This is a genomic window from Pseudarthrobacter sp. 1G09, assembly GCF_050038305.1.
Classification (GTDB): Bacteria; Actinomycetota; Actinomycetes; order Actinomycetales; family Micrococcaceae; genus Arthrobacter; species Arthrobacter equi.
In genome coordinates, this window is sequence record NZ_CP188306.1 from 3216571 (window position 1) to 3239235 (window position 22665).

At 67.5% G+C, this 22665-nt stretch carries 21 protein-coding genes and 2 tRNA genes; 6 read left to right on the forward strand and 17 right to left on the reverse strand.

The genetic code is table 11. From position 1 onward, the window contains the following. Positions 1–40: 40 nt before the first annotated feature. The 3 genes from ACP3TD_RS14815 to ACP3TD_RS14825 form a co-directional block, all read right to left on the reverse strand. Entirely contained in the window at positions 41–994 is a 954-nt protein-coding gene (locus ACP3TD_RS14815) for a DUF2797 domain-containing protein (RefSeq protein WP_426763769.1), read from the reverse strand. A 29-nt stretch (positions 995–1023) separates the two neighbouring features. Further along, a complete protein-coding gene (locus ACP3TD_RS14820; RefSeq protein WP_056075502.1) occupies positions 1024–1887 on the reverse strand; it encodes an HpcH/HpaI aldolase/citrate lyase family protein in 864 nt (287 codons plus the stop codon). 167 nt (positions 1888–2054) lie between these two features. Continuing rightward, entirely contained in the window at positions 2055–3185 is a 1131-nt protein-coding gene (locus ACP3TD_RS14825; protein WP_426763770.1) for a DUF1648 domain-containing protein, read from the reverse strand. Positions 3186–3321: 136 nt separating this feature from the next. On the opposite strand from ACP3TD_RS14825, the gene ACP3TD_RS14830 reads away from it, so the two are divergent. Together ACP3TD_RS14830 and ACP3TD_RS14835 are read left to right on the forward strand one after the other, a co-directional pair. Then, positions 3322–3756, forward strand: a complete 435-nt coding sequence (locus tag ACP3TD_RS14830; protein ID WP_426763771.1) for a VOC family protein — start codon at positions 3322–3324, stop codon at positions 3754–3756. Between the two features lie 5 nt (positions 3757–3761). Then, complete coding sequence (locus ACP3TD_RS14835) at positions 3762–4403, forward strand: winged helix-turn-helix transcriptional regulator (RefSeq protein ID WP_426763772.1); 642 nt, start codon at positions 3762–3764, stop codon at positions 4401–4403. 39 nt (positions 4404–4442) lie between these two features. Here the strand turns inward: ACP3TD_RS14835 and ACP3TD_RS14840 are convergent, their stop codons facing one another. The 11 genes from ACP3TD_RS14840 to ACP3TD_RS14890 all read right to left on the reverse strand — a co-directional run bounded on the left by ACP3TD_RS14840 (position 4443) and on the right by ACP3TD_RS14890 (position 15222). Further along, positions 4443–5384 (reverse strand): aldo/keto reductase, encoded by a 942-nt coding sequence (locus tag ACP3TD_RS14840; RefSeq protein WP_426763773.1) that lies wholly within the window; start codon positions 5382–5384, stop codon positions 4443–4445. Positions 5385–5418: 34 nt separating this feature from the next. Then, positions 5419–7131 carry a glycoside hydrolase family 13 protein gene (locus tag ACP3TD_RS14845; RefSeq protein ID WP_426763774.1) on the reverse strand — a complete coding sequence of 571 codons (1713 nt, stop codon included), beginning with the start codon at positions 7129–7131 and terminating at the stop codon, positions 5419–5421. A gap of 139 nt (positions 7132–7270) precedes the next feature. Then, positions 7271–8842: a Na+/H+ antiporter gene (locus ACP3TD_RS14850; RefSeq protein WP_426763775.1), complete on the reverse strand. Its 1572-nt coding sequence runs from the start codon at positions 8840–8842 to the stop codon at positions 7271–7273. A 15-nt stretch (positions 8843–8857) separates the two neighbouring features. Continuing rightward, a complete protein-coding gene (locus ACP3TD_RS14855) occupies positions 8858–9514 on the reverse strand; it encodes an SDR family oxidoreductase (RefSeq protein ID WP_426763776.1) in 657 nt (218 codons plus the stop codon). A 16-nt stretch (positions 9515–9530) separates the two neighbouring features. After that, positions 9531–10106 carry a dihydrofolate reductase family protein gene (locus ACP3TD_RS14860; protein WP_426767255.1) on the reverse strand — a complete coding sequence of 192 codons (576 nt, stop codon included), beginning with the start codon at positions 10104–10106 and terminating at the stop codon, positions 9531–9533. Between the two features lie 251 nt (positions 10107–10357). Further along, positions 10358–10543, reverse strand: a complete 186-nt coding sequence (locus ACP3TD_RS14865; RefSeq protein ID WP_426763777.1) for a hypothetical protein — start codon at positions 10541–10543, stop codon at positions 10358–10360. A gap of 73 nt (positions 10544–10616) precedes the next feature. Then, positions 10617–11405 (reverse strand): membrane protein insertase YidC, encoded by a 789-nt coding sequence (yidC, locus tag ACP3TD_RS14870; protein WP_426763778.1) that lies wholly within the window; start codon positions 11403–11405, stop codon positions 10617–10619. A 94-nt stretch (positions 11406–11499) separates the two neighbouring features. Beyond that, positions 11500–11573, reverse strand: a tRNA-Met gene (locus tag ACP3TD_RS14875). 61 nt (positions 11574–11634) lie between these two features. Further along, a tRNA-Thr gene (locus tag ACP3TD_RS14880) sits at positions 11635–11706 on the reverse strand. 366 nt (positions 11707–12072) lie between these two features. Next, on the reverse strand, positions 12073–14163 hold the full coding sequence (locus ACP3TD_RS14885) for a DEAD/DEAH box helicase (protein WP_426763779.1): 2091 nt from the start codon (positions 14161–14163) through the stop codon (positions 12073–12075). Positions 14164–14565: 402 nt separating this feature from the next. Continuing rightward, entirely contained in the window at positions 14566–15222 is a 657-nt protein-coding gene (locus tag ACP3TD_RS14890; protein WP_426763780.1) for an MOSC domain-containing protein, read from the reverse strand. Between the two features lie 140 nt (positions 15223–15362). On the opposite strand from ACP3TD_RS14890, the gene ACP3TD_RS14895 reads away from it, so the two are divergent. From ACP3TD_RS14895 to ACP3TD_RS14910, 4 genes are read left to right on the forward strand one after another with little or no spacing between them, the layout of a single operon-like run. Then, positions 15363–16013: a Tat pathway signal protein gene (locus ACP3TD_RS14895; protein WP_426763781.1), complete on the forward strand. Its 651-nt coding sequence runs from the start codon at positions 15363–15365 to the stop codon at positions 16011–16013. Between the two features lie 2 nt (positions 16014–16015). Next, positions 16016–17227 (forward strand): glutathionylspermidine synthase family protein, encoded by a 1212-nt coding sequence (locus ACP3TD_RS14900; RefSeq protein ID WP_426763782.1) that lies wholly within the window; start codon positions 16016–16018, stop codon positions 17225–17227. Beyond that, positions 17224–18717 carry an APC family permease gene (locus tag ACP3TD_RS14905; protein ID WP_426763783.1) on the forward strand — a complete coding sequence of 498 codons (1494 nt, stop codon included), beginning with the start codon at positions 17224–17226 and terminating at the stop codon, positions 18715–18717. Before ACP3TD_RS14900 ends, ACP3TD_RS14905 begins: the two co-directional genes overlap by 4 nt. Then, the gene (locus ACP3TD_RS14910; RefSeq protein WP_426763784.1) at positions 18714–19904 is read left to right on the forward strand and encodes an acyl-CoA dehydrogenase family protein; all 1191 of its coding nucleotides are present in this window, start codon (positions 18714–18716) and stop codon (positions 19902–19904) included. Before ACP3TD_RS14905 ends, ACP3TD_RS14910 begins: the two co-directional genes overlap by 4 nt. Before the next feature lie 29 nt (positions 19905–19933). Here the strand turns inward: ACP3TD_RS14910 and ACP3TD_RS14915 are convergent, their stop codons facing one another. The 3 genes from ACP3TD_RS14915 to ACP3TD_RS14925 are packed head-to-tail and all read right to left on the reverse strand — an operon-like array spanning position 19934 to position 22656. Beyond that, positions 19934–20704, reverse strand: a complete 771-nt coding sequence (locus ACP3TD_RS14915) for an SDR family oxidoreductase (RefSeq protein WP_426763785.1) — start codon at positions 20702–20704, stop codon at positions 19934–19936. A 36-nt stretch (positions 20705–20740) separates the two neighbouring features. Continuing rightward, the gene (locus ACP3TD_RS14920) at positions 20741–22153 is read right to left on the reverse strand and encodes an MFS transporter (RefSeq protein WP_426763786.1); all 1413 of its coding nucleotides are present in this window, start codon (positions 22151–22153) and stop codon (positions 20741–20743) included. Next, on the reverse strand, positions 22150–22656 hold the full coding sequence (locus tag ACP3TD_RS14925) for a winged helix-turn-helix transcriptional regulator (protein ID WP_426763787.1): 507 nt from the start codon (positions 22654–22656) through the stop codon (positions 22150–22152). Before ACP3TD_RS14925 ends, ACP3TD_RS14920 begins: the two co-directional genes overlap by 4 nt. Between the last annotated feature and the right edge of the window lie 9 nt (positions 22657–22665).

The window sequence follows — 22665 nt, forward strand, 5'->3', positions numbered from 1 at the left end:
CAAGTCTACCGGGGTTGCCCTGCCCGGGCTGCCGGGGCCCCTAACGCAGGTCCTGGAACAGCGCTTCCTGCACGGCCGGCACTGCCGAGGCGAAGTCTCCCGGTTCAATGGTGCGGGCGGTCAGATGCGACAGGTTTACCACGAACAGCAACTCGGTGCCGTCCAGCCGGGCAAGGGCGTTGGCCCCGCTGATGGCTGCGACAGTAAAGCCGTGCTCCCCGCCGTCCAGGGGATGGGGGTAGGCGTGGCGGGCCGCCGGCCCGTAGACGGCGGCCGCCTGGACGGGACGCACCCACGTTTCGTCAACCACGGTGAAGCCGTCGACGGCGGTGCGGGCCAGCAGGTGCCGCACGTCGCCTGCATGGCGGCTGCTGATGGCGTCCAGGTCTGCTGCAGCCAGTGGCTGCAGGAGCGCCTCGGTTTTGGCACTGGAGCGCACCTGCTGGGTCAGCGCCAGCTCCGCCGTGACCAGGTCCTCCAGGACCCGGACCACCCGGCCGTCGTCCGCCCGTGCCACGTAACGGGCCACTGTGGCGCCCTGCTCGGCCAGCCTGTTCCACTTGCGTGGACCGGAGGCAGTACCCACCTTGGTGGCGCCTCCGGCGAAGGTGGCCACGTAAAGCCAATGCTCCTGCATCAGGTAGTCGCGGAGACCGGGGGTCACGCGGCCGCCGCGGTGGAAGTCGTGGATCAGCCGGGATTCGTCCAGGACGAAGCAGCGTTCGCATTGCCGTCCCCTGGCGGCCGGGGCGGCTGCCTTGCAGAGGATGTGGTCGCGCCGGGTGGACGAGTGGACCACCAGGTGGCCCAGGCAGGACTTGGCCGGCCCTGCCACCCGAAAACCGAGCCGCGCGCCAGGACAGAGGCTCAACTCCCGGAAGTCCCCGGACGGTGACTGGAGGCGCAGGACCGGGGCGCCGCCGTCGTCCGTGGCCGTGGCGGCCGGCGGACCATCCCAAAAGACCCCGTGGACCAGATAGCGGGTATCGGTCACGGGGTCTCCTGAAGTGCTGGGGGCGGGCGCTACAGCGCGGGCTGCACCCCAAAGGCTACAGCCAGCTTCATGATCTTTTCGGCGCGGCCCAGGCGGGGCAGGTCCGAGCCGTCGCGGATGACGCGGCCGTTGGCTTCGAAGTCAGCCATGAAGTCGGTGGCCCAGGCGACGTCGGACGGCGTGGGGCTGATGACCTCGTTGATCACGGGGGTCTGGTCGATGGCCAGGCAGAGCTTGCCGGTCATGCCCATCATGACGGTGATGCCGGTCTGCTCCCGCAGGATGGGGTGGTTGGTGCCCACGGTGGGTCCGTCGATGGGGCCCGGCAGGTTGCCGACGCGGCTGGCGACGACCAGCTTGGCGCGCGGGTAGGCCATGGCTTCGGGGGTGGCAGCCATGCCGGTGTCGCGGCGGAAGTCGCCGGAACCGAAGGCCAGGCGGAAGGCGCCCTGGGCCTTGGCGATGTTGTTGGCTTCTTCGATGCCGACGGCGGACTCCACCAGGGGAATAACCGGGGTCTTGCCGTCCATGCGGTGGAAGCTTTCGGTGACCTGGTCCGCGGATTCGGTCTTGGCGAGCATGACGCCCAGCAGGCCGGGGGTGCCGCGGAGGCCGGCAAGGTCATCTGCCCAGAACGGGCTGGTGGCATCGTTGATGCGGACCCAGGCCTGGCCGCCACGGGTCAGCCAGTCCACCACATTGCCCCGCGCCGTGTCCTTCTGGGACGGGTCCACGGCGTCTTCGATGTCAAGGATGATCGAATCTGCGCGTGAGACGGCGGACTGGTCGAAGAGCTCGGTCTTCATGGCATTCACGAGGAGCCAGGAGCGGGCGATCTCTGCGGGGATGTTGCGTTCAGGCCGTACGGTCTCTGCGGCGGTGGTAGACGTCATGGCTTCTACAGTATCTGCCCCGCCACCGGCACGCGGAAGAAATGGGCTCCGGTGTGAGGATCAATACGAACTAAACGGGTTGTGACTGCGCTCCGGTTGCCCGTCCGGGCAGCGTCCGCCCGCCGTCTGAGCCTCCCGGGCCAGCCGGGCGAGCGGCGCCAGCCTGGTCAGCCGTCCAGGCGCAGGGCGGCCACGATGCTGATAACGAGGCCAATGAACGCGAGCACGCCCACCAGGAACATCGCAGCCCCGGGATTGCCGAAGTTCAGGGTCCAGCCGAGGCCGAACCGGCGCGGCACCATGAGTGCGGGGTCGTCCCGGTTGACGTAAACCAGGCCGCCGCGCCAGAACCTGTCGTCGTCCACGTGCGTCAGTCCTGTATCCGGTTCGCCGTCATCCGGCACCCGGTTGTTCCGCGCCAGCACGATGGCAGCAACAGTGACTCCGGCCAGGACTGGAAGCACGACGGCGAGCGGCGCCCAGGTGCTGACGGTGCCCGTCCACATCAGCAGCGATGAGAAGAGCATTCCGAGATCGATCGTGGCCACCAGTCCCAACAGGGCTTTGACGCTCTGTGCCGTGTACCGGCGGTGCCAGCGGGCGGAGGAGACCGGGTATGCGGGGTCAATGTCCGGGCGGCTCCGGTGGACTGCTGCCGCCACTACTGCCAGCAGCGCCGTCAGGCCGCACTGCACGAACACCAGCGAGAAAGCGCTGCCGACCGACTTGGCGGCAAGCCGGTCAGGCATGCCGTCCGCGCCATAGTGCACGGCGAGCAGGCCCGGCATCGACGGATAGCGCAGGACACCGATCAACAGGGTGGCGGCCGTGATGGCGAGCGCCGGGAAAAGCCAGGGCCAAGGGAAGGGCGCCCGCTCCGGTTGCGCTTCCGGCCCGGCTTCAGACGGCGGACCTCCCCCCCGGCCGGCATCCGCTGCTGTGGCTTGCCGGACGCCCTCGAACCAGCCCCCGGCGGCCTTGGCGGCGCGGATTGCGTGATTGGCGAGGACAAAGCAGGCGTACCACGTTCCGACGAGGACCAGGACGGACAACGGCAGCAGCAGCGCCTCTCCGCTGGCGGCGGAGACGGCCGCCGTTGCCGCGGCCACAACCACTGCGCTGGCCAGCACCCGCTTGCGGTAGGTGCGGGTCTGCCCCACGACAACAGGATCAGCGGCGTAGCGGGACGGCACCCGGACCCCGAACGGCACCGTGGCACTGTTGATGGCCGGCAGAGCGAGGGCAAGCACGGTCACCATGGCCAGCAGCGCTGACGTCAGGATGATGGCGACGGTCACGGCATGTCCTTTCTCCTTCCAGTTGTAGAAGAAATGCCTGCCAAAAGGAATGCCCCGCCAAAGACCCTTGACCTGTCACTTGTTTTTTGCAAGTGTTACTTGCATCACCCCCAAGCGCCTACGAAAGAAGACAACCATGACTTCCATGTTCGTCAACCTGCCGGTCACCGACCTTGACCGCGCCAAGGCGTTCTACACGGCCATCGGATTTACCATCAACCCGCTCTTCACGGACCACAATGCTGCCTGCGTGGTTGTTGAAGAGAACCACAGCTACTTCATGATCCTGGTGCGCGACTTCTTCCAGACCTTCACCGACCGGCCCATCGGAGACCCGGCCGCCGCAGTGTCCGTCTCAACGGCAATCTTCCTGGACGACAGGGAAGCCGTGGACACGGCGGTCGCCGCAGGCCTGGCCGCGGGCGGCTCCGAGGACCACCCTGCCACGGACCTCGGCTTCATGTACCAGCGCCAGCTGACGGACCCTGACGGCAACGTCCTGGAGTTCGGCTACATGCACCCCGCCGCGGCCGAACAGGGCCCCCAGGCTTTTGTAAACCAGCAGTCCTAAGGCCAATGGCAGCGCGGGACTACGGCCAGTACTGCGGCGTCACGCGGGCCCTTGAACTCGTGGGCGAACGCTGGGCCCTGCTCATCGTTCGCGACCTCCTGGTAGGGCCGCGCCGCTACGGTGAACTCGCCGCGGGACTTCCGCGGATTCCGAGCAACATCCTGGCAGCGCGGCTCAAGGAACTGCAGGCGGCCGGCATCATCCGCCGGGTACCGCACTCGCGCGTCATCGTGTACGAACTGACGCCTTACGGCAGCGAACTTGAGCCGCTGGTACTGGCTCTCGGCGCCTGGGGGTTCAAGGCGATGGGCGACCCCCGGGAGGACCAGGTCATCACCCCCGATTCAATGACCATGGCGCTGCGCACGGCATTCCGTCCGGAGGTGGCTGCCAGCTTGCCCCCAACCTCCTACGCCGCAGAATTCGGCCCTGCCACCTTGCTGATCCGGGTGGCCGGCCGCATTCTTGCCGTGGAGCGCGGAGACGGCCCTGCCGACCTCGCCTTTTCCGCCGGGCCCGATGTCCGCCGGCTCATTTCCGGCGAGCTGGCGCCGGGCCGCGCCATCACCACCGGCGCGGTGAGGGTGCTGGCCGGCAGCGGCCACCTCCTGGAGCGGTTCGCCAACACTTTCCACCTGGCCGCCTAGCCTCCCAGGCAATCCCTGGGCTGCCGTCGCCCTGGCCGCTCAGGGGATGTTGCTCCCCCGCGCGGTGACCCACAGCCGGTACCAGTCGGCGCGGGTCAGGGCTTTGGCAACCCGGGCTGCGTCCGCGCATGCCCTGATGCGGCCGGGGTTGACGGTGCCAATCACCGGCGTGATACCCGCAGGGTGCTTCATCAGCCACCCCAAAAGGACCGACTCGCCGGACGTGCCGTGTTCGGCTGCCAGCTCAGCGACGAGGTCCGCGGTGGCGGCTTCGGACGATGTCGGACTTTCCGGATCAGCCCCGGTGTAGAGACCCCGCGCCAGCGCCCCGTACGCCTGGAGCGTGATGTTGTTGCGCGTGCAGTACTCCAGCGTGCCGTGCGGAAAGCTGTAGTCCAGGTGCTCGGCGTGGTTGACCAGTACCTGGCTTTCGAGCCAGGCCCGCTTGAGCAGGCTCATCTCCAACTGGTTGGCCACCACGGGCGTCTCCAACCGGTCCTGCAGCACCTCAATCTGCGCCGCGGACATGTTCGAAACACCCAGCTGCCGCACTTTTCCTTCGGCCATGAGCTGCCCGACGGCGGAGGCCACCTCAGCGGGGTCAGCCAACGGATCCGGCCGGTGCAGCAGGAGGATGTCCACATAGTCTGTCCGGAGCCGTGCCAGGCTGCCGTTCACGCGTTCCAGGATGGCGTCCCGGCTGAGGTCGTAGTGCGTCTGGAGGCCGCGTTCGTTCAGCCTGATGCCGCACTTGGTCTGGATGCGGATCCGCCCGCGCAGGCCTGGGGTGGAAGCGAGCACCTCGCCAAAGACGGCCTCGGACTTGCCGCTGCGGTAAATGTCGGCATGGTCGAACAGGGTGATGTCCGCATCCAGGGCCGCCTGGACGGCAGCTGCTGCCTCGTCCACATGGCCGGGGCCATGCGGTTCGTCGGTCCAGCTGCCACCCAGGCCCATGCACCCGTAAATGAGTTCCTGCATCAGGAATTCGCGTCCGGCCGGCCGGCAACCATCATCAGCGCAGCCATGCGGTGGTGTTGGCCGGCAGCTTTCCGTCTTCCAGCGGAGCGCTGCTGACCAGGACGTCACCGGCGGGAAGCGCCACGGCCGTGTTCCCGAAGTTGGTCACGGACTGCCAGCCGTTGGGGCGCTTGAAGTGGAGGATGTCCGGGGTGCCGCTGTCCACCCATTCGAGTTCCTCGCCGGTCTGCAGTTCCCTGCGGAGCTTCAGGGCCTTGCGGTAGAGCTCCAGGGTGGAGCCGTCCGTACCGTCCTGCGCTTCCACGGCGTACTTGCTGAACCAGTCAGGCTGGGGCAGGTGGGAGCCGCCCTCGCCAAACCCGAACGACGTGCCCTCAACCTTCCACGGCAGCGGCACCCGGCAGCCGTCACGGCCGATTTCCACGCCCTTGTTGCGGAAGAAGGACGGGTCCTGGCGCTCCGTCTCGGGGATCTCGGCCACTTCCTGCAGGCCGAGTTCCTCGCCTTGGTAGAGGTATGCGGAGCCGGGGACGGCGAGCATCAGCAGCGTTGCCGCCCGGGCGCGGCGTTCGCCCAGTTCGACGTCCAGCTGGTCGGCGGGGGCGCCGGCCAGCAGCCAGTCCTTGCCGTCCTGGCCCTTCGCACCGGCCTTGGTCTTCGCGATCTGCGGCAGCCCGTAGCGGGTTGCGTGCCGGACCACGTCGTGGTTGGAGAAGACCCACGTGGAGGAGGCGCCGGTGGCTGCGGCTTCCGCGAGGTTGCGGGTGATGATTTCCTTGTACTCGGCGGCGTCGAAATCGGACTGCAGCAGGTCGAAGTTGAAGGCCTGGCCCAACCCCTGCGGACTGGCGTAGCGGGCCCGGCGGCTGGCGTGCACCCAGGCTTCGGCAACGGCCGTGCGCGGCGGGTTGTACTCGTTGAAGACCTCGCGCCATTCCGTGTAGACCTCGTGGACTTCGTCGCGGTCCCAGAACGGGTGCGTGCCGTCGTCGAACCCGTCCACGCCGGTATTGGCGGCACTGAGCTCCAGCTTGGACAGCAGCGGCTCGGTGAGGTCTTTGGTGAGCGCATGCGCCACATCGACCCGGAAGCCGTCCACGCCGCGGTCGGACCAGAAACGGAGGGTCTTCAGGAAGTCGTCACGGATTTCGCGGTTGGCCCAGTTCAGGTCGGGCTGTTCCTTGGCGAAGATGTGCATGTACCACTGCCCCGGCGTCCCGTCCGGTTCGGTGATCCGTTCCCACGCGGGGCCGCCGAAGACCGAGTCCCAGTCCGACGGCGGGAACTCGCCGTTGGGGCCCTTGCCATCGCGGAAGATGTACCTGCCGCGGGCCGGGGATCCCTTGGGTGCGGCGAGTGCCTCCCGGAACCACTCGTGCCGGTTGGACGAGTGGTTGGGGACGATATCGGCAATCAGCTTGATGCCGGCCTCGTGCAGGGCCTTGGCCATGGCGTCGAAGTCCTCGAGCGTGCCCAGCTTGGGGTCCACGTCGCGGTAGTCGTCCACGTCGTAGCCACCATCCGCGAGTGCCGACGGGTAGAAGGGGCTCAGCCAGACGGCGTCGATGCCCAGCGTCTTCAGGTACGGGACCTTGGCGGTGATGCCCTTCAGGTCGCCGATGCCATCGCCGTTCGAATCGGCGAAGCTGCGGGGGTAGATCTGGTAGACGGAGGCCTGTCGCCACCAGTTCGGATCGGACAGGCGATCGGAGTCGGACAGGGTTGCCAGGGTGGCGGTGGTGGACAAGGAGGGATCCTCTTCTGCTGGTCGCGGTGTTTTTATATTGGATCTAAATTTACTTGCCTAAGTATTATCTGGTGCTTTGCACCGGGAGGTCAACAGTGCTGGCCGGGGACCGTTGGTGGTTCCGGCGCTGCCGTCCGCGTCACTCCGGCATGATCATGGTCCGCAGGTCCAGCTGGCGGAGCACCCGGTCCGCCACTTCGGGGTCCATGTCAGGTTCGCTCCGCGCGGCCACCACTTCCTGCCGGGCGGCGTCCAGCGCGATGGTCTGGACCGCGATAGCCAGTTCCCGGCCACGCTGGCGTTTCTCCGGCAGGGACTCGCTCCGGAGGCTGCCGTCCAGGAGTTCGGCCTGCAGCCGCTTCATCCTTGCCTTGACCAGTTCCACTTTTTCGGGCGGCAGGTCCTTCATGAGGTCGTGGTCCTTGAGTGCTGCGACGGCGGCACCTTGGGCGCGCTTGGCCAGCAGCCGTGCGGCATCTCGTTCCTCCGATCCGTCGCCGGTGGCCTTCAGCACCCGCATCAGCCACGGCAGGGTCAGCCCGGGCAGGACCAGGGTGGCGAGCAGGACGGCACAGGCGATGACCAACAGATAGTCCCGTCCCGGGAACGGGCTCCCGTCCGCCAGGGTCACAGGCAAAGCCAGGGCGAGGGCCAGCGTTGCCAGGCCGCGCATGCCGCACCACGTCAGGATGACCACTTCCTTCAGGGACGTGGGCTGCAGCAGGTTCCGCCGTTTCCGGGCCCCGAGGACCAGCACAGCCAGCCACAGGAACCGCACGGCGAACACCAGCACACAGACCACCAGGGCCACGCCGATCATGCCGAAGATTGCCGTTCCCTCGTCCCGGATCACGTGCCGGATTTCCAGGCCCACCAGCCCGAAGGCCAGCCCGGTGACCAGGAGCTCCACCACGTCCCAGAAGGCGTTGCGGGTGACCCGCTCGGCGGCGTCCTGCGGCCGGGAGTGCCGCTGCATCTCCAGGGCGGTGACCACTACGGCGATCACGCCCGAAGCATGCACCTCCTCGGCCAGGATGTATGCCGCGAACGGCACCACCAGCGTGATGGCACTGCGCGCCACCATCGAGTTCACCAACCGGTACGCGAGGGCAATGACCCAGCCCATGGCGACGCCGACCACCACGGCAAGTGCCGCGCCCACCACGAACTTCAGGACGACGTCGGCCTCCACTTTGGTGCCGCCCACGGCCGCCGCGACCGCCGCCTGGAAAATGACGATGGCCGCGGCGTCGTTAAACAGCCCCTCGCTCTGCAGGACGGTGGTGAGCCGGCGCGGCATGTGCACGCGGCTCGCCACCGATTCGACGGCCACCGGGTCCGGAGGTGCCACCATGGCGCCCAGCGCGATGGCAGCGGGGATGCCAATCCCGGGGATCATGAGCCACGCGGCGCCTGCCACCGTTGCTGTGGTGATAACCACCAGCGCCACGGCCAGCATGATCAGCGTCCGCCACCGGACCCGGAACACGGCCCAGGAGCTCCGCTGGGCCGTGGCGAACAGCAGCGGCGGCAGGAAGATCGGCAGGATCAGTTCAGGCTCTATTTCGAGGTCCGGGAATCCCGGAATGAAGGTCAACGCCACCGCGAGGAGCAGCATCAGGACCGGGTACGGCAGGCGCAGCCTGTCCCCCAGCCCCACGGCTACCACGGTGGCCAGGAGGAGCCCGATAATCAGTGCCAACTGGTCCATCTGCTGCGGTTCCGCTTAGGCCTGCGGCTCCAGTGCTGCCGCCACCGGAAGCGACCCGTCGCGGAATTCGATGGTCCGGCCCGCCGTTTCAGGCAGGTCCAGCACCGCTGCGGCAACAATAGCGGTATTCGCACGGGACGTTTCCCCGCCGCCTTCCTTGGGCGGGTTGACGTCGATGCGGCCCGAGCCCGGCTTCTCCGTCAGGGAACCCGGGCCAAGGATGGTCCACGCCAGGTCCGTGCCGCGCAGGTACTCGTCCGCATCCGCCTTGGCTTCGGCGTAGGCGTAGAAGCTGTTGTCCTCAGGCACCCCGTGGTCCTTGCCGGCGCCCAGGTAGGACACCATGACGTACCGGTTCACGCCGGCCTGCGCTGCGGCATCCATGGAGCGGATGGCCGCGTCCCGGTCCACGGCGTAGGTGCGGTCCGGGTTGCCGCCGCCGGCTCCGGCCGACCACACCACGGCGTCGTGGCCCTGCAGTGCTTCGGCGATGGCCGGCGTCGGGGCGTTTTCAATGTCCAGGACCGACGGCGTGGCACCGGTTGCCGTGACGTCGGCGGCGTGGTCCGGGTTGCGGATAAACGAGGTGACGCTGTGGCCTTCCCCGGCGAGGAGGGTGGACAGGTGCAGGGCCACTTTGCCGTGGCCGCCAATGATTGCGATTCGGGTCATGGACCCATTCTGCCCCCTAGCTGTAGTTCCCACTGAGGCTGCGGTAGCGCAGGTACATCACACCGTTTCCGAACCGGCGCTCCTCGAGGAGTTCGAGGTTGAGCTCCAGGCCTTCCGGGAAGAAGCGCAGCCCTCCGCCCACCACCACCGGGCTGACGAACACCTGGCACTCGTCCACCAGCCCTGCGGTGAGTGCCGCCACCGCGATGGTGGCACCGCCGATGCCGATGGTCCCATCCGCCCCGTCCTTGAGCTTCTGCACGGCTTCCGGATCGAACCGGCGTTCGATCCTGGTCCGCGGGGTGGCTGGGCGTTCCAGCGTGGTGGAGTAGACGATCTTGTCTGCAGCGCGCCAGATCCGGGAGTAGTCCCGGATCACCGGCGGCTCGTCCGAGGGCGGCGCGCCAAAGGTTTCCCAGGCAGACATCACCTCGTACATCCGCCGCCCGTACAGGTAGGTGCCGGCGTCCCGTTCGAGGTCGTTGACGAACGCGTGGACTTCCTCGTCCGGGGCGCTCCAGTCGAAGTTGCCGTTCCGATCCGCCAGGTAGCCGTCCAGCGAAATGAGGCCCGAGTAAATGAGCTGCGCCATGCCCCATGCCTTTCCTGTACCGGAGGACGAAAGGGGCGAGAGCAGGGCGGCCTGCAGCCCGGGGCTGAGCCCCTCCGGCACGTCCAGGTCCACGTTCAGGGCCAGGAGGGCACGGCTGAAGAAGTTCCGGGCCGCAGCGGCCAGGGTGATGTCGGCTATTTCACGGTCGCTGAAGCCCGCGTCCCGCAGGCGCTGCGCATCTGCGTCCGCCATGCCTGCAGCGTCGGTGCTGAGCTTCACGGCGTAATCCATCATGGCCACCTCGCTGGCCGGGAGCCCGGCGTCGTGGAAGCCTCCCAAGCCAGGTAGGCCTCCGGGTTCAGGCTCATGGCCTTCGTGTGGCTGGGGACGTGCCCCAGCGAGCGGATGTCGTCGCTGTAAATCCCCGCCTGCAGGCCGTCCGCTTCGGCTTCGGGAATCATGCGGAGGATGGTCATGGCTGGTCCTCGGGGGCAGGCGATGGCTGACGCGCCAATTGTTGTCCGGGTCCGGGTTTTTGTAAACAGCCCGTCAGGCCTTGCGGTTCACCAGGTACTGCTGGCCGAGCGTCCAGAGGTTCGACACCGTCCAGTAGACCAGGACCCCGATGGGGAAGAACGCCCCGCCGGCGGCAAAGACCAGCGGCAGCGCCACGAGGATGAACCGCTGCTGGCGCAGCAGCGGAGCGGGGACGTCAGCCCCAAGGGCGGTGCGTGCTGTGACGAGCTTCTGCGTCAGGAACTGGCAGGCGGTCATCACCAGGATCATGGCGAGGGCCAGCACCGCGACGGCGGCGGGGTCGCCTCCGCCGTGCAGCAGGGAGGCGGACAGCGGCGCACCGAAAATGGTGGACGCGTTGAACTGCTCCGCCTGGGCGGCCTCCATGGAGCCGATGCCTGTCCCCCGCCCCACTGCGTCCGGGATGCCGGCGAGCACCTGGAAGAGGCCCAGGAAGAACGGTGCCTGAATCAGCAGCGGCAGGCAGGCGGAGAACGGATTGGTGCCGTGCTTCCTGTACAGGGCCATCTGCTCCTGGGCCATGGCCTGCCGGGACTGCTGGTCAGTCCTGCCTGCATATTTCTCCTGCAGCGCCTTGAGGTCAGGCTGCAGTTGGCGCATGCGCCGCTGGGCCCGCACCTGCGCCAGGAACACGGGGATCAGCGCGGCGCGGACCACCAGCACCAATCCCATGATGGCCAATGCCCAGGTCCATCCTCCGTCCGCGGGCAGGCCCAGGGCGGCCAATCCGTTGTGGAAGGCCACCAGGACGGCGGACATCAGCCACCTGAACGGTTCCATGGCCTGTGCAAGGACATCCACCGGTTCCCCCGTTCGACAGTTGCTGCAAAACTACTGCCCTTCGGAGAAACAGGAAAGCCCCCGGAATCTCGGGGGATTCCGGGGGCTTCGCCTGTAGCGGTGGGGAGGCTCGATCTCCCGACCTCACGATTATGAGTCGTGCGCTCTAACCAACTGAGCTACACCGCCACGAATGAGAAAAACCTGCGTCAAGCCGGTCAAAACCGCCTTGACGCAGGCCCTCATTCAGAGCCCCCCACCGGAATCGATCCGGTGACCTCGTTCTTACCAAGAACGCGCTCTACCACTGAGCTAGGGGGGCAACGAGTAAATACTCTACCGGAAGATTTACGCACCAACAAATCGGCCTGAACGGCCGTCCGGCTGGCCCGCAACAGTTGCGATTCCGCGCCGAAGCGCCTCCATTTTCCGTGTGTTTCCGGGGTTCCTGAGCATTCAAGGGATAGGGCGAACGACGCCGGAGAGCACCCTTGGGAGCCCCCCGCCGCCGTTTGGGGTACCGAATGTGTCCAGCCCCACATGCGTCCGGAGGTGCTGGCCACGCCTGCGGGGATGCCGGGTCCGGAACTGTGCCGACGCGGACGAAGGTTCCGGGCGCTTAAACGGCGTTGGGCCGGCTCGAAAGCCGGCCCAACGCCGTCGTGCATGGATCTAACCTGCGGAAGGCTTACCACTTGCCCTTGCGGTTGAAGTCGCGGTGACCGCTGTCGCCACCGCTGCGGGGCTTGCGGGAGCCGTCGCCGTGGCCGCCGAAGCGGGAGTCGCTGGACTGGCCTCGGTCACCGAAGCTGCGCTCGGAGCGCTCGCTGTAGGAGCGGCCGCCGCGGTCAGCCGAGGAACGCTCGCCGTCGTTCTTCCGGAATTCCTTCTTGAACCCGCCGTTGCCCTTGAAGTTGCCGCCGCGGTCGCCGCCACGGTTGCCCTGGTACGCGCCACGGTCACCGGAAGGCTTGCGGCCGTTGTCCAGTTCGAGGTGGATCAGCTCGCCGCCGATCCGGGTACGGGACAATGCACGCAGCTGCTCGGGGCTCAGGTCCGCTGGCAGCTCCACCAGGGAGTGGTCCGAGCGGATATCGATGCCGCCGATCTGTGCGGAGGAGATGCCACCTTCGTTGGCGATGGCACCCACGATCGAACCGGGCATGACGCGCTGGCGGCGGCCCACCGCAATGCGGTACGTGGCATTGCCTTCGGTCAGCTGGCGGGTGGGGCCACGGGAGCCGAAGCCGTCCTTGGAGCGCTCGCGCTTCTGGAAGTCCGGAGCTGCAGCCAGTTCCTTGACCAGCAGCGGCTGTCCGCCCTGGGCCATGACGGCCAGGGCAGCAGCAATCTCCGCAGCGGGAACGTTGTGCTCTTCTTCGTAGGATGCGATGAGGTCGCGGAACGCGGAGATATCTTCCGAGGCAAGGGTCTCGGTGATCTTCTCGGCAAACTTGCCCAGGCGCAGCGTGTTGACCGTCTCGGCAGTCGGCAGGTGCATCTGTTCAACCGGCTGGCGGGTGGCCTTTTCGATGGAACGCAGCAGGTACTTCTCGCGGGGCGTCATGAAGAGGATGGCTTCGCCTGAACGGCCTGCGCGGCCGGTGCGGCCGATCCGGTGCACGTAGGACTCGGTGTCGTGCGGGATGTCGTAGTTGACCACGTGGCTGATGCGCTCCACGTCGAGGCCACGGGCCGCGACGTCGGTGGCCACGAGGATGTCGATCCGGCCTTCCTTCAGCGCCTCCACAGTGCGCTCGCGCTGCTGCTGGGGGATGTCGCCGTTGATGGCGGCAGCCTGGAATCCGCGGGCGCGCAGCTTGTCAGCCAGGTCCTCGGTGGCCATCTTGGTGCGCACGAAGGCGATGACGCCGTCGAACTCTTCAACCTCGAGGATGCGGGTCATGGCGTCCAGCTTCTGCGGGCCCATGATCTGCAGGTAGCGCTGGCGGGTGTTGGCACCGGTGGTGGTCTTGGACTTGACCTGGACCTCGGCGGGGTTGTTCAGGTACTGCTTGGACATCCGGCGGATCTGGCCCGGCATGGTGGCCGAGAACAGGGCCACCTGGCGGTCCGAGGGGGTCTGCTGGAAGATCTGTTCCACGTCTTCGGCGAAGCCCATGCGGAGCATTTCGTCGGCCTCGTCCAGCACCAGGTACTGCAGCTCGGACAGGTCAAGGGAACCCTTGGAGATGTGGTCGATCACGCGGCCGGGGGTACCCACAACAACCTGGGCGCCGCGGCGCAGGCCGGCCAGCTGGGGGCCGTACGCGGAGCCACCGTACACGGGGAGGACGGTGAAGTCGTCGATGTGTTTGGCGTAGGAGGTGAAGGCCTCGGCAACCTGGAGCGCCAGCTCGCGGGTGGGGGCGAGGACCAGGGCCTGGGTCTTGCGGGACGGGCCGTTGAGGTCGTGGAGTTCAGCCAGGCGGGACAGTGCCGGCACTGCGAATGCTGCAGTCTTGCCGGTACCGGTCTGCGCCAGGCCAACAACGTCGCGGCCTTCGAGCAGCAGCGGGATGGTGGCGGCCTGGATGGGCGAGGGCTTCTCGTATCCAACATCCTGCAGGGCTGCCAGGACGCGGCCGTCGATGCCGAGATCGGCGAACTTGACGGTGTTGTCGTCCTCGTCGGCGTCAGCCTTGGCGTCGTTTTCAGCTTTAGCGTCGGCGTTCGTCTCGGCGTCAGCTGCGGGGGCGGCAGCCGGGGCTGCTTCCTCGATCGCGGGGGTTGCTGCCTCGTCGATAACTTCGGTGGTTTCGTTCTGGTTTTCGGGCATAGGGAAATATTCCTCATCCATAGGGGGCCAGGCGGCACTACCCGGGGGTGAGCGGAGCCGCAGTACGCGTGCCGTGGGTGCCGGGCAAACGCTGACCGGCCGGTCACAGAAGTCCGGCGCTTTCGCAATCCCGTGGCAGGACTTCGCGCTGCATCTCTTGGCTGCTATCCCAGCAGTCTGTACAGCGTTTACTTCAGCCGGCTCTCCCTATGAAAATGCCCGTCAGATGCGGGCCCCAACACTTGCCAGTCCTGCCTCAACAATTGGGCAGGAATAAGGGATTTCCGGAGTGGGGGATGTTTCAAGTGTAAGGTATGCGCGCCCCGCGTTGGTAATTCAACCGGCGGCGACGGCGGTGAGGTTGCGCACATGGGCGCCGTCCCACGGTAGTGCAGCCCGGCGTTACTGCCCAACCCTGCGCAGCAAAGCCTCGAACTTCTTGCCGAACTCAGGCTGCTGGAGCCTGATCTCGCCGTCGGCCTCGGCATCCCGGAGCGCTTCCATGGACTCCAGGTCAGGATCGCTGAACCATTTGCCCACGGTGACACCGTGCCGCGGAACGTACGTGCGGTGGACGTGGTCCCCCGCCTGGATACTGCCGGTCCTGATGACCCGCAGGTAGGCTCCCACCCGCCCTTCGTCGGTGAAGCGCTTGACCCACTGGCGCTCCCCCAGCCGCCGCTGGAACGTGGCGCACGGGGTCCGAGGCGAGGTGACTTCCAGCTCCACGTCCAGCCCGATCCTCCACCGCTCACCAATCACCGCCGAGGTGGCATCGATACCGTCCACGCGGAGGTTCTCGCCAAACTCCCCCGGCGGAACTTCCCGCCGCAGCATGCCGCCCCAAAAGTCGGCGTCGGCCTGGGAGTACGCGTAGATAGCCTGGTCCGGGCCGCCGTGGTGGACCCGGTTGGCCTGGATGTCCCCCGACAGTCCCAGCCGGTGCACCTTGACCGGACCCTCCGCCGGGCGCTTGTCGATGGCGGTCACGCCCACGTTTGAGGCATCCGGCAGGAGCTGGTGGACGCGGCAGACGGCAAGCAGTGAAGCGGTTTCCATGGCTCCAGTCTAGGGTCCGGCCCCCGGGCTCATGTTGTGGGCAGTTCTCCCCTGTTTCAGGCTCGCCGCGGGCACGGGCAGGGGCTACGCTGATGTGCAGATCACAACTTGGGGTGCAGCGCTGTGCCCAATTCACGTGGATGACTGAGGGGGACGCCGTGGATCCAGACGATAAAGGTCCAAAGAACGAGCCGGACAACCAACCGGGCAGCAACGCCGGCAACGGCCGGCCGGACGGCGATGCCCAGTCTCCAGGTGGGGCCAATACCCCCAAACCTCCCCCGTGGCAGGTGCCCAAGCCGGAGCTCCGCCCCGATCTCCTGAACGAACCCGTCACCCCGGTGGACCCGTTCGCCCGTGACCGGGAGAAGCAGCAGAACGAGGCAGTGGCCCGGAAGAAGCGCTCCCAGCGGCGCACCGTCGTCGTCGGCCTGGGCGTGACCGCCCTGCTCGCCGGCACCATCACCGCCGTCGTGGCCAGCAACCAGGACGATCCCGAATACGCCCAGGTGTGCTTCAACGACGAAACCGGCGAACGGGTAGAGGACGCCAGCTGCAACAGCTCGGCAGGACGCAGCGGCGGCATCTACGCCTGGTACTTCTACTCCCGCGGCGCCTCCGTCCCGGCCGTGGGCCAGAACCGGTCTACCGCACCGAACTACACCCGGACCATGCCCAGCGGCGCGAAGGCCTCCACCGGCTACAGCAGCAAGGGCGGCACCGTCAGCCGCGGCGGCTTCGGCACCAGCGCCAAGAGCGGCACCAGCGGCGGCAAGAGTTCGGGGGGCTGAGCATGAAGCGGCTGCTGTCAAACCCACGCCCGGGCTGGAAACAGAAAATTGAAGAACAGGGCCTGGTCTTCTCCACCACCACCATGGATGACGGCCGGAAGATCGAGTACTGGAACGAGTCCGCCTACTACGAGTTCACCGAAGATGAGGTGGAACGGCTCGAGGAGACGGCCGAGGAGATGCACCGCATGTGCCTCGAGGCCGCCAAGTTCCTGGCCACCGGCGCCATGGGCCCTATCGGCATTGGACCACAGGCCCTGGAGCTTGCCGCCCAGTCGCTCCAGGCCGGCGACGTTGATGTCTACGGCCGGTTCGACTTCATCTACGACGGGCAGGGCGGCCCGGCCAAGATGCTCGAGTACAACGCGGACACCCCTACCGGCCTGATCGAGGCTGCGGTGGCCCAGTGGTTCTGGCTCCAGGACGTGTTCCCGGAAAAGGACCAGTGGAACGGCATCCACGAAGCGCTGATCCGGCAGTGGAAGAAGTTCCAGTACCGCACCGGCATGTCCACCCTGCATGTGGCCCACTCCGAGGTGGAAGAATCCGGCGAGGACTGGATGACCGCCGCCTACATGCGGGACGCCGCCAGCCAGGCCGGCTGGACCACCATCGGCATCAACATGTCCGATATCGGCTGGGACCCCAACCTGAACCGGTTCGTGGACATGGACAACTTCATGATCAGCACCATCTTCAAGCTCTACCCGTGGGAGCTGATGATGAAGGAACCGTTCGGACCCCGTTTGCTGGAGCGTGCCCACAACCCTCGCTGGGTGGAACCGGCGTGGAAAATGCTGCTCTCCAACAAGGCGCTCCTTGCCGCGCTCTGGCACCTCTACCCCAACCACCCCAACCTGCTGCCGGCCTACCTGGACAATCCCGGTCCGCTGAAGGAATGGGTGGCCAAGCCGCTGCACGGCCGCGAGGGCGACAACATCAAGATCCACGCACCGGGAATCAGCCTGGAACAGCCCGGCGGGTACGGCCGGGAAGGCTGGTGCTACCAGCAGTACCAGCAGCTGCCCGACTTTGACGGCAACCATCCGGTGCTGGGCCTGTGGGTGGTGGACGGCGAATCCGTGGGCTGCGGCATCAGGGAATCGGACGGGCCCATCACGGACTACTTCTGCCGCTTCGTACCGAACACCATCGACGCGCCCGCACCGCTGGGCGCCGGAACTTCCTCCAGCAAGGCAGGTATCACCCTATGAGCACAGACATGACGACGGCGGGAGGCCAGGGCGGCCCGTCCGGCACCACCGTCCAGGCCAAAGGGCTGCGCGCCGGCATCCTGGACCTCGGCGACTCCGTCATGCTCGGCCTCGCCTCCACGGCACCGGTGTACTCCCTCGCCGCGACGCTTGGCCTGATCGTGGCGGTCAACGGCAACTACACCCCGTTCGTGCTCCTGCTCGGGTTCGTCCCGGTCCTGTTCATCGCCTACGCCTTCCGGGAACTGAACAGTGCCATGCCCGACTGCGGCACCACCTTCACCTGGTCGCGGCGGGCCTTCGGCCCCTGGGCGGGTTGGATGGGCGGCTGGGGTGTTGCGCTCGCCGGGATTGTGGTGCTGGCAAACCTGGCCCAGGTGGCGGGGCAGTACCTGTGGCTGCTCATCGGTGACGGATCCCTGGCCCAGAACAAGCTGGTGGTCACCGGCACGGGTGTGCTCTTCATCGTGCTGATGACCGTCGTGAACTACAGGGGCATCCGGCTGGGCGAGCACGTCCAGCGGGTGCTGACGTACGTGCAGTACATAGCTTTGGGCATTTTTGCGCTGGCAATCGTGATCAGGATTGTGGGCGGCCCGCCGGAGGGGCAGGCGTTCGACTTTGAGTGGTTCAACCCGGTGGGCGCGTTCGCGGACCCCGGCGCCGTGGTGCATGGCTCCCTGCTGGCCCTGTTCATCTACTGGGGCTGGGACACCTGCCTGGCCCTGAACGAGGAGACCGAGAACCCGTCCAAGACCCCCGGCCGCGGCGCCGTCATCTCGGCGTTCGTACTGGTGGCCATCTACGTCTCCGTGGCGCTGCTGGTGATGATGTACGCCACCGTTGGCAGCGACGGCATCGGCCTGGGCAACGAGGCCAACCAGGCCGACGTCTTCCTGGCCATGAAGGACGTGGTGCTGGGCCCGTGGGGCTGGCTGATCGTCGTCGCGGTCCTTGCCTCGGTGCTGTCCTCCACGCAGACCACCATCCTGCCCACGGCCCGCGGCACCCTGTCCATGGGCACGCACGGGGCCCTGCCGCCCAAGTTCGGCGAAGTGCACCCCCGCAACCAGACGCCCGGCTTCTCCACCAAGGTGATGGGCGCCGCGGCCGCCGTCTACTACGTGGCCATGAGCTTCCTCAGCGAGAACCTGCTGGCCGATTCCATCAGTGCCATCAGCCTGTTCATCGCCTTCTACTACGCGCTGACCGGGTTCGCCTGCTTCTGGTACTTCAGGGGCACCCTCCGCGAATCGGCACGCAACCTGTGGTTCCGTGGCATCCTCCCGCTGCTGGGCGCGCTGCTCCTCACCGCGGCGTTCTTCATCTCGGCCGTGCAGATGTGGGACCCGGCCTACGGCGATACGCAGATCTTCGGCGTCGGCGGTGCGTTCGTCAGCGGCGTGGTGCTGCTGGCCCTGGGCGTGGTGCTCGCCGCCGTCTGCCGTTTCCTGCCCTCCACCCGCGGCTACTTCCTGGCGAAGCGATGACCCGTGACCCCATGACAGCGGGCACCTCGGACGTCCTGGACCTTGACGCCCTGCTCCGCGGGGAGGAACTGGCGCTGCGGCAGAAGGTCCGCGACTTTACCGCCCAGCGGATAAGGCCGGACATCGCCCGGTGGTACGAGGACGGCGTCTTTCCCATGGAACTGGCGCCGGAACTCGGTGAGCTCGGCGTGCTGGGCATGCACCTGGAGGGCTACGGCTGCCCGGGCCGGACCGCCGTCGACTACGGGCTGGCGGCGATGGAACTGGAGGCCGGCGACTCCGGGATCCGCACGTTCGTGTCGGTCCAGGGCTCGCTGGCGATGACCGCCATCCACACCTGGGGCTCCGAGGATCAGAAGCAGGAGTGGTTGCCGCGGATGGCCGCCGGCGAGGTGATCGGCTGTTTTGCGCTGACCGAGCCCAGTGCCGGTTCCGATCCGTCCTCCATGGCCACCACGGCCACGCGTAACGGCAGCGGGGACAACGCCGGGTGGATTCTCGATGGCGCCAAACGCTGGATTGGGCTCGCGTCCGTGGCCGGCGTGATGGTGGTGTGGGCCATGACAGTTGACGGTGTCCGCGGGTTCCTGGTCCCCGCAGGCACCCCCGGTGTCACAGCCATGCCCATCAGGCAGAAGCTGTCCATGCGCGCATCGATCCAGTGCGACATAACGTTCGACGGCGTCCGGCTGGGTTCCGAGGCGCTGCTTCCTGGTGCGTTGGGCCTGCGCGGCCCGTTCACCTGCCTGAACGAGGCCCGCTACGGCATCGCCTGGGGCGCCATGGGTGCGGCCCGTGATTCCTACGAAGCCGCCCTGGCCTACTCGCAGGACCGCCTCCAGTTCGGCAGGCCGCTGGCCGGCTACCAGCTGACGCAGGAGAAGCTGGTGAACATGCTGGTGGAAATCCAGAAGGGAACCATGCTGGCGCTGCACCTGGGCCGGCTCAAGGATGCCGGTACCATCCGGCCCGAGCAGATCTCACTGGGCAAGCTGAACAACGTCCGCGAGGCCATCAAGATCGCCCGCGAAGCCCGCACCATCCTGGGCGGCAACGGCATCACCCTGGACTACCCGCCACTGCGGCACGCCGCCAACCTCGAGTCGGTGCGCACCTACGAGGGCACGGACGAGGTCCACACCCTGATCCTGGGCCAGCACATCACCGGCCTCCCCGCCTTCCGCTGAAGGGACGGGCCGGGAGGCAACCCGGGCACCTACGCCGAGAAGCCGCCGTCTGCCTTGATCAGCTGTCCGGACACCCAGCGGCCCGCCGGCGACATCAGGAACGCAACGGTCCCGGCAACATCGGCAGGGGTTCCCAACCGCCCCGTGGGCTGGCGCGCAACCACTGATTCCCGCACCTCGTCGGACATCCAGCCGGTGTCCACCGGGCCGGGATTGAGGACGTTCGCGGAAATTCCCCGGGGTCCCAGCTCGCGTGCAGCGGCGATCACAATGCGGTCCAGCGCCCCCTTGGACGCGCCGTAGGGAAGGTTGAAGGCTGTGTGGTCGCTGGTCAGCGCAACGATCGCGCCGCCGTCGTCCGTTGCCTGCCGTGCGAACGCGGCGATCAGCTGCCAGCTGGCCCGGGTGTTGACGGCGAAGTGCCGTTCAAAGGCTTCGAGGCTGGTATCGAGGATGCCAGAGTCCACGGACTCGGCGTGGCTGAGCACGAGGCCCTGCAGGGGCCCGGCGAGCTCGACGGCCTCCGCGACCAGGCGATCCGGCACCGCCGGATCCTGCAGGTCCGCTGACAGGACGTGGACCTGGGCGCCAATGGCTTCGAGCTCGGCGGTCAGCCGGACTTCATCTTCGGGATCACTCCCCCACGGCATCCGGCCGTCGTAGTCCTCCCAGCCTGCCAGCACCAGGTCCCAGCCGTCGGCCGCGAGCTGGCGCGCGATCCCGGCGCCGATGCCGGCCAGCCGGCCGGCGCCCGTAACCAGGGCGACGTTGCGGGCGGGGACCGGAGCCGTGGATTCCATGCTTCCCAGCCTAGCCTCGCCGGGCAGGGACCCCGGTCACGCCGCTATGTGCTCCGCCCCGGCCTGAGCATCCCCGGCACCGCGGTGCTTCCGGATGGTGGCGCTGATGACGGCGGCGATGGTGCACATGGCAGCCGCACCCAGCCACGCGTAGGTGTAGTGCCCCGTGGCGTCCCGGAGCGCACCTGCGGCCAGCGCTGCGGCGGCGGCCCCCAGCTGGTGGGCCGCGAACACCCAGCCGAACACCACGCTGCCGTCCGCACCGAAGGTTTCGCGGCAGATGGCGGCCGTTGGCGGCACGGTGGCCACCCAGTCCAGGCCATAGATCACCACGAACACGATCATGCTGGGCTGGACCTCGGCGCTGAGCAGCAGCGGGAGCACCAGCAGGCCGATGCCGCGGAACTGGTAGTAGACGGCCAGCAGGATGCGCGGGTTGAACCTGTCCGTGAGCCACCCGGAGGCGATGGTTCCGAGGATGTCGAAGATCCCGACGACGGCCAGCAGCCCCGCGGCGGTGGTTTCCGGCATGCCATGGTCGTGCGCAGAGGGGATGAAGTGGGTGCCGATCAGGCCGTTGGTGGTGGCTCCGCAGATCGCGAAGCCGGCAGCCAGGGCCCAAAACGTACGCACCTTGCTGGCCCGGCGGAGCACCTGCAGGGCGCGGACGGCAGCGTTGGCGCGCGGACCGGCGTCGGCGCCAGGCTGCGCCAGCGCCGCGGAGGGTGACTGTATTGCTGACTGTGGCTGTTCTATCTGGTCAGCGCCGTAGGGCAGAACGCCGGCTTCATCAGGCGAGTTCTTGAGGAACTTCAGCACCAGCGGGACCACGGCCAGGGCACCGGCCGCGATCAGCAGCGACGCCTGCCGCCAGCCCGGGTCCTGCGCGAGCATGGCGATGAAGGGCAGGAAGACCAGCTGCCCCGCGGCGCTGCCGGCCGTCAGGATGCCGATCACCAGTCCGCGGCTCCTGGTGAACCACGTGTTGGCGATGGTGGCGGCGAAAACCAGTGCCATGGAGCCGGTGCCCAGGCCGATCAGCAGCCCCCACGTCAGCAGGATCTGCCAGGACTGGTTCACCAGGACGGTGAGGGCGCTGCCCAGTCCGATCAGCACCAGCGCCGTGGCCGTCACGGCCCGGACGCCGAAGCGTTCCATCAGGGCCGCCGCGAACGGTGCCGTCAGGCCGAACAGGACCAGGTTGATGCTGACCGCCGCGGACAGGACGGTGGTACTCCACCCGAATTCCTGCTGCAGCGGGACCATGAGGACGCCCGGGGCTGCCCGGAAACCTGCCGCACCCACCAGGGCGAGGAAGGCCACGGCCGCCACGATCCAGGCGGGGTGCAGCCGGCGCGGCGAACGTGCCTGCTCCGCGCCATTGGGGCGCTCCGGGGCATCGGCCGCCCGCTCGTCCGGGACGGCCGCTTCGTCGGGCAGGGTGCTCATGCCGCGGCTCCAGGATGGGTGGCGGTGGCAAGGGCCACGGGCGTTTCGGACCGCGTCTGGCTGTGCCAGCTGGTGTTGGCGGCGGTGAGCTGCTGGCCGCAGGACGTGCAGGTATCGGCGGACGTGGTGCGCTGCCCGCAGTCCGAATGGATAACGAACATGTGGGCCTTCTCCGACGGCGCCGGCAGGTGCTTCTCGGCCCAGATCGTCACGGCATTCAGGACCGGGAGTACGTCCTCGCCTTTGGCGGTGAGGACGTACTCCCGGCGGACGCGGCCGCCGTCGTCGTAGGCCTGCTTCGCCAGCAGCCCGGCGTCGACCAGGCCCGCAAGGCGCTTGGTGAGCACCGAGTCCGCCGCCTCGAGGCGTGCCTTCATAGCGTCGAAACGGCCGTTGCCGAAGAAGACCTCGCGGAGGACCAGGATGGTCCAGGGGTCCCCCAGGACGTCCAGGCCGCGGGCCATGCTGCAGTTTCGGCGGGACCAGTCGGATCGAAGTGGCATGCCGGAAAC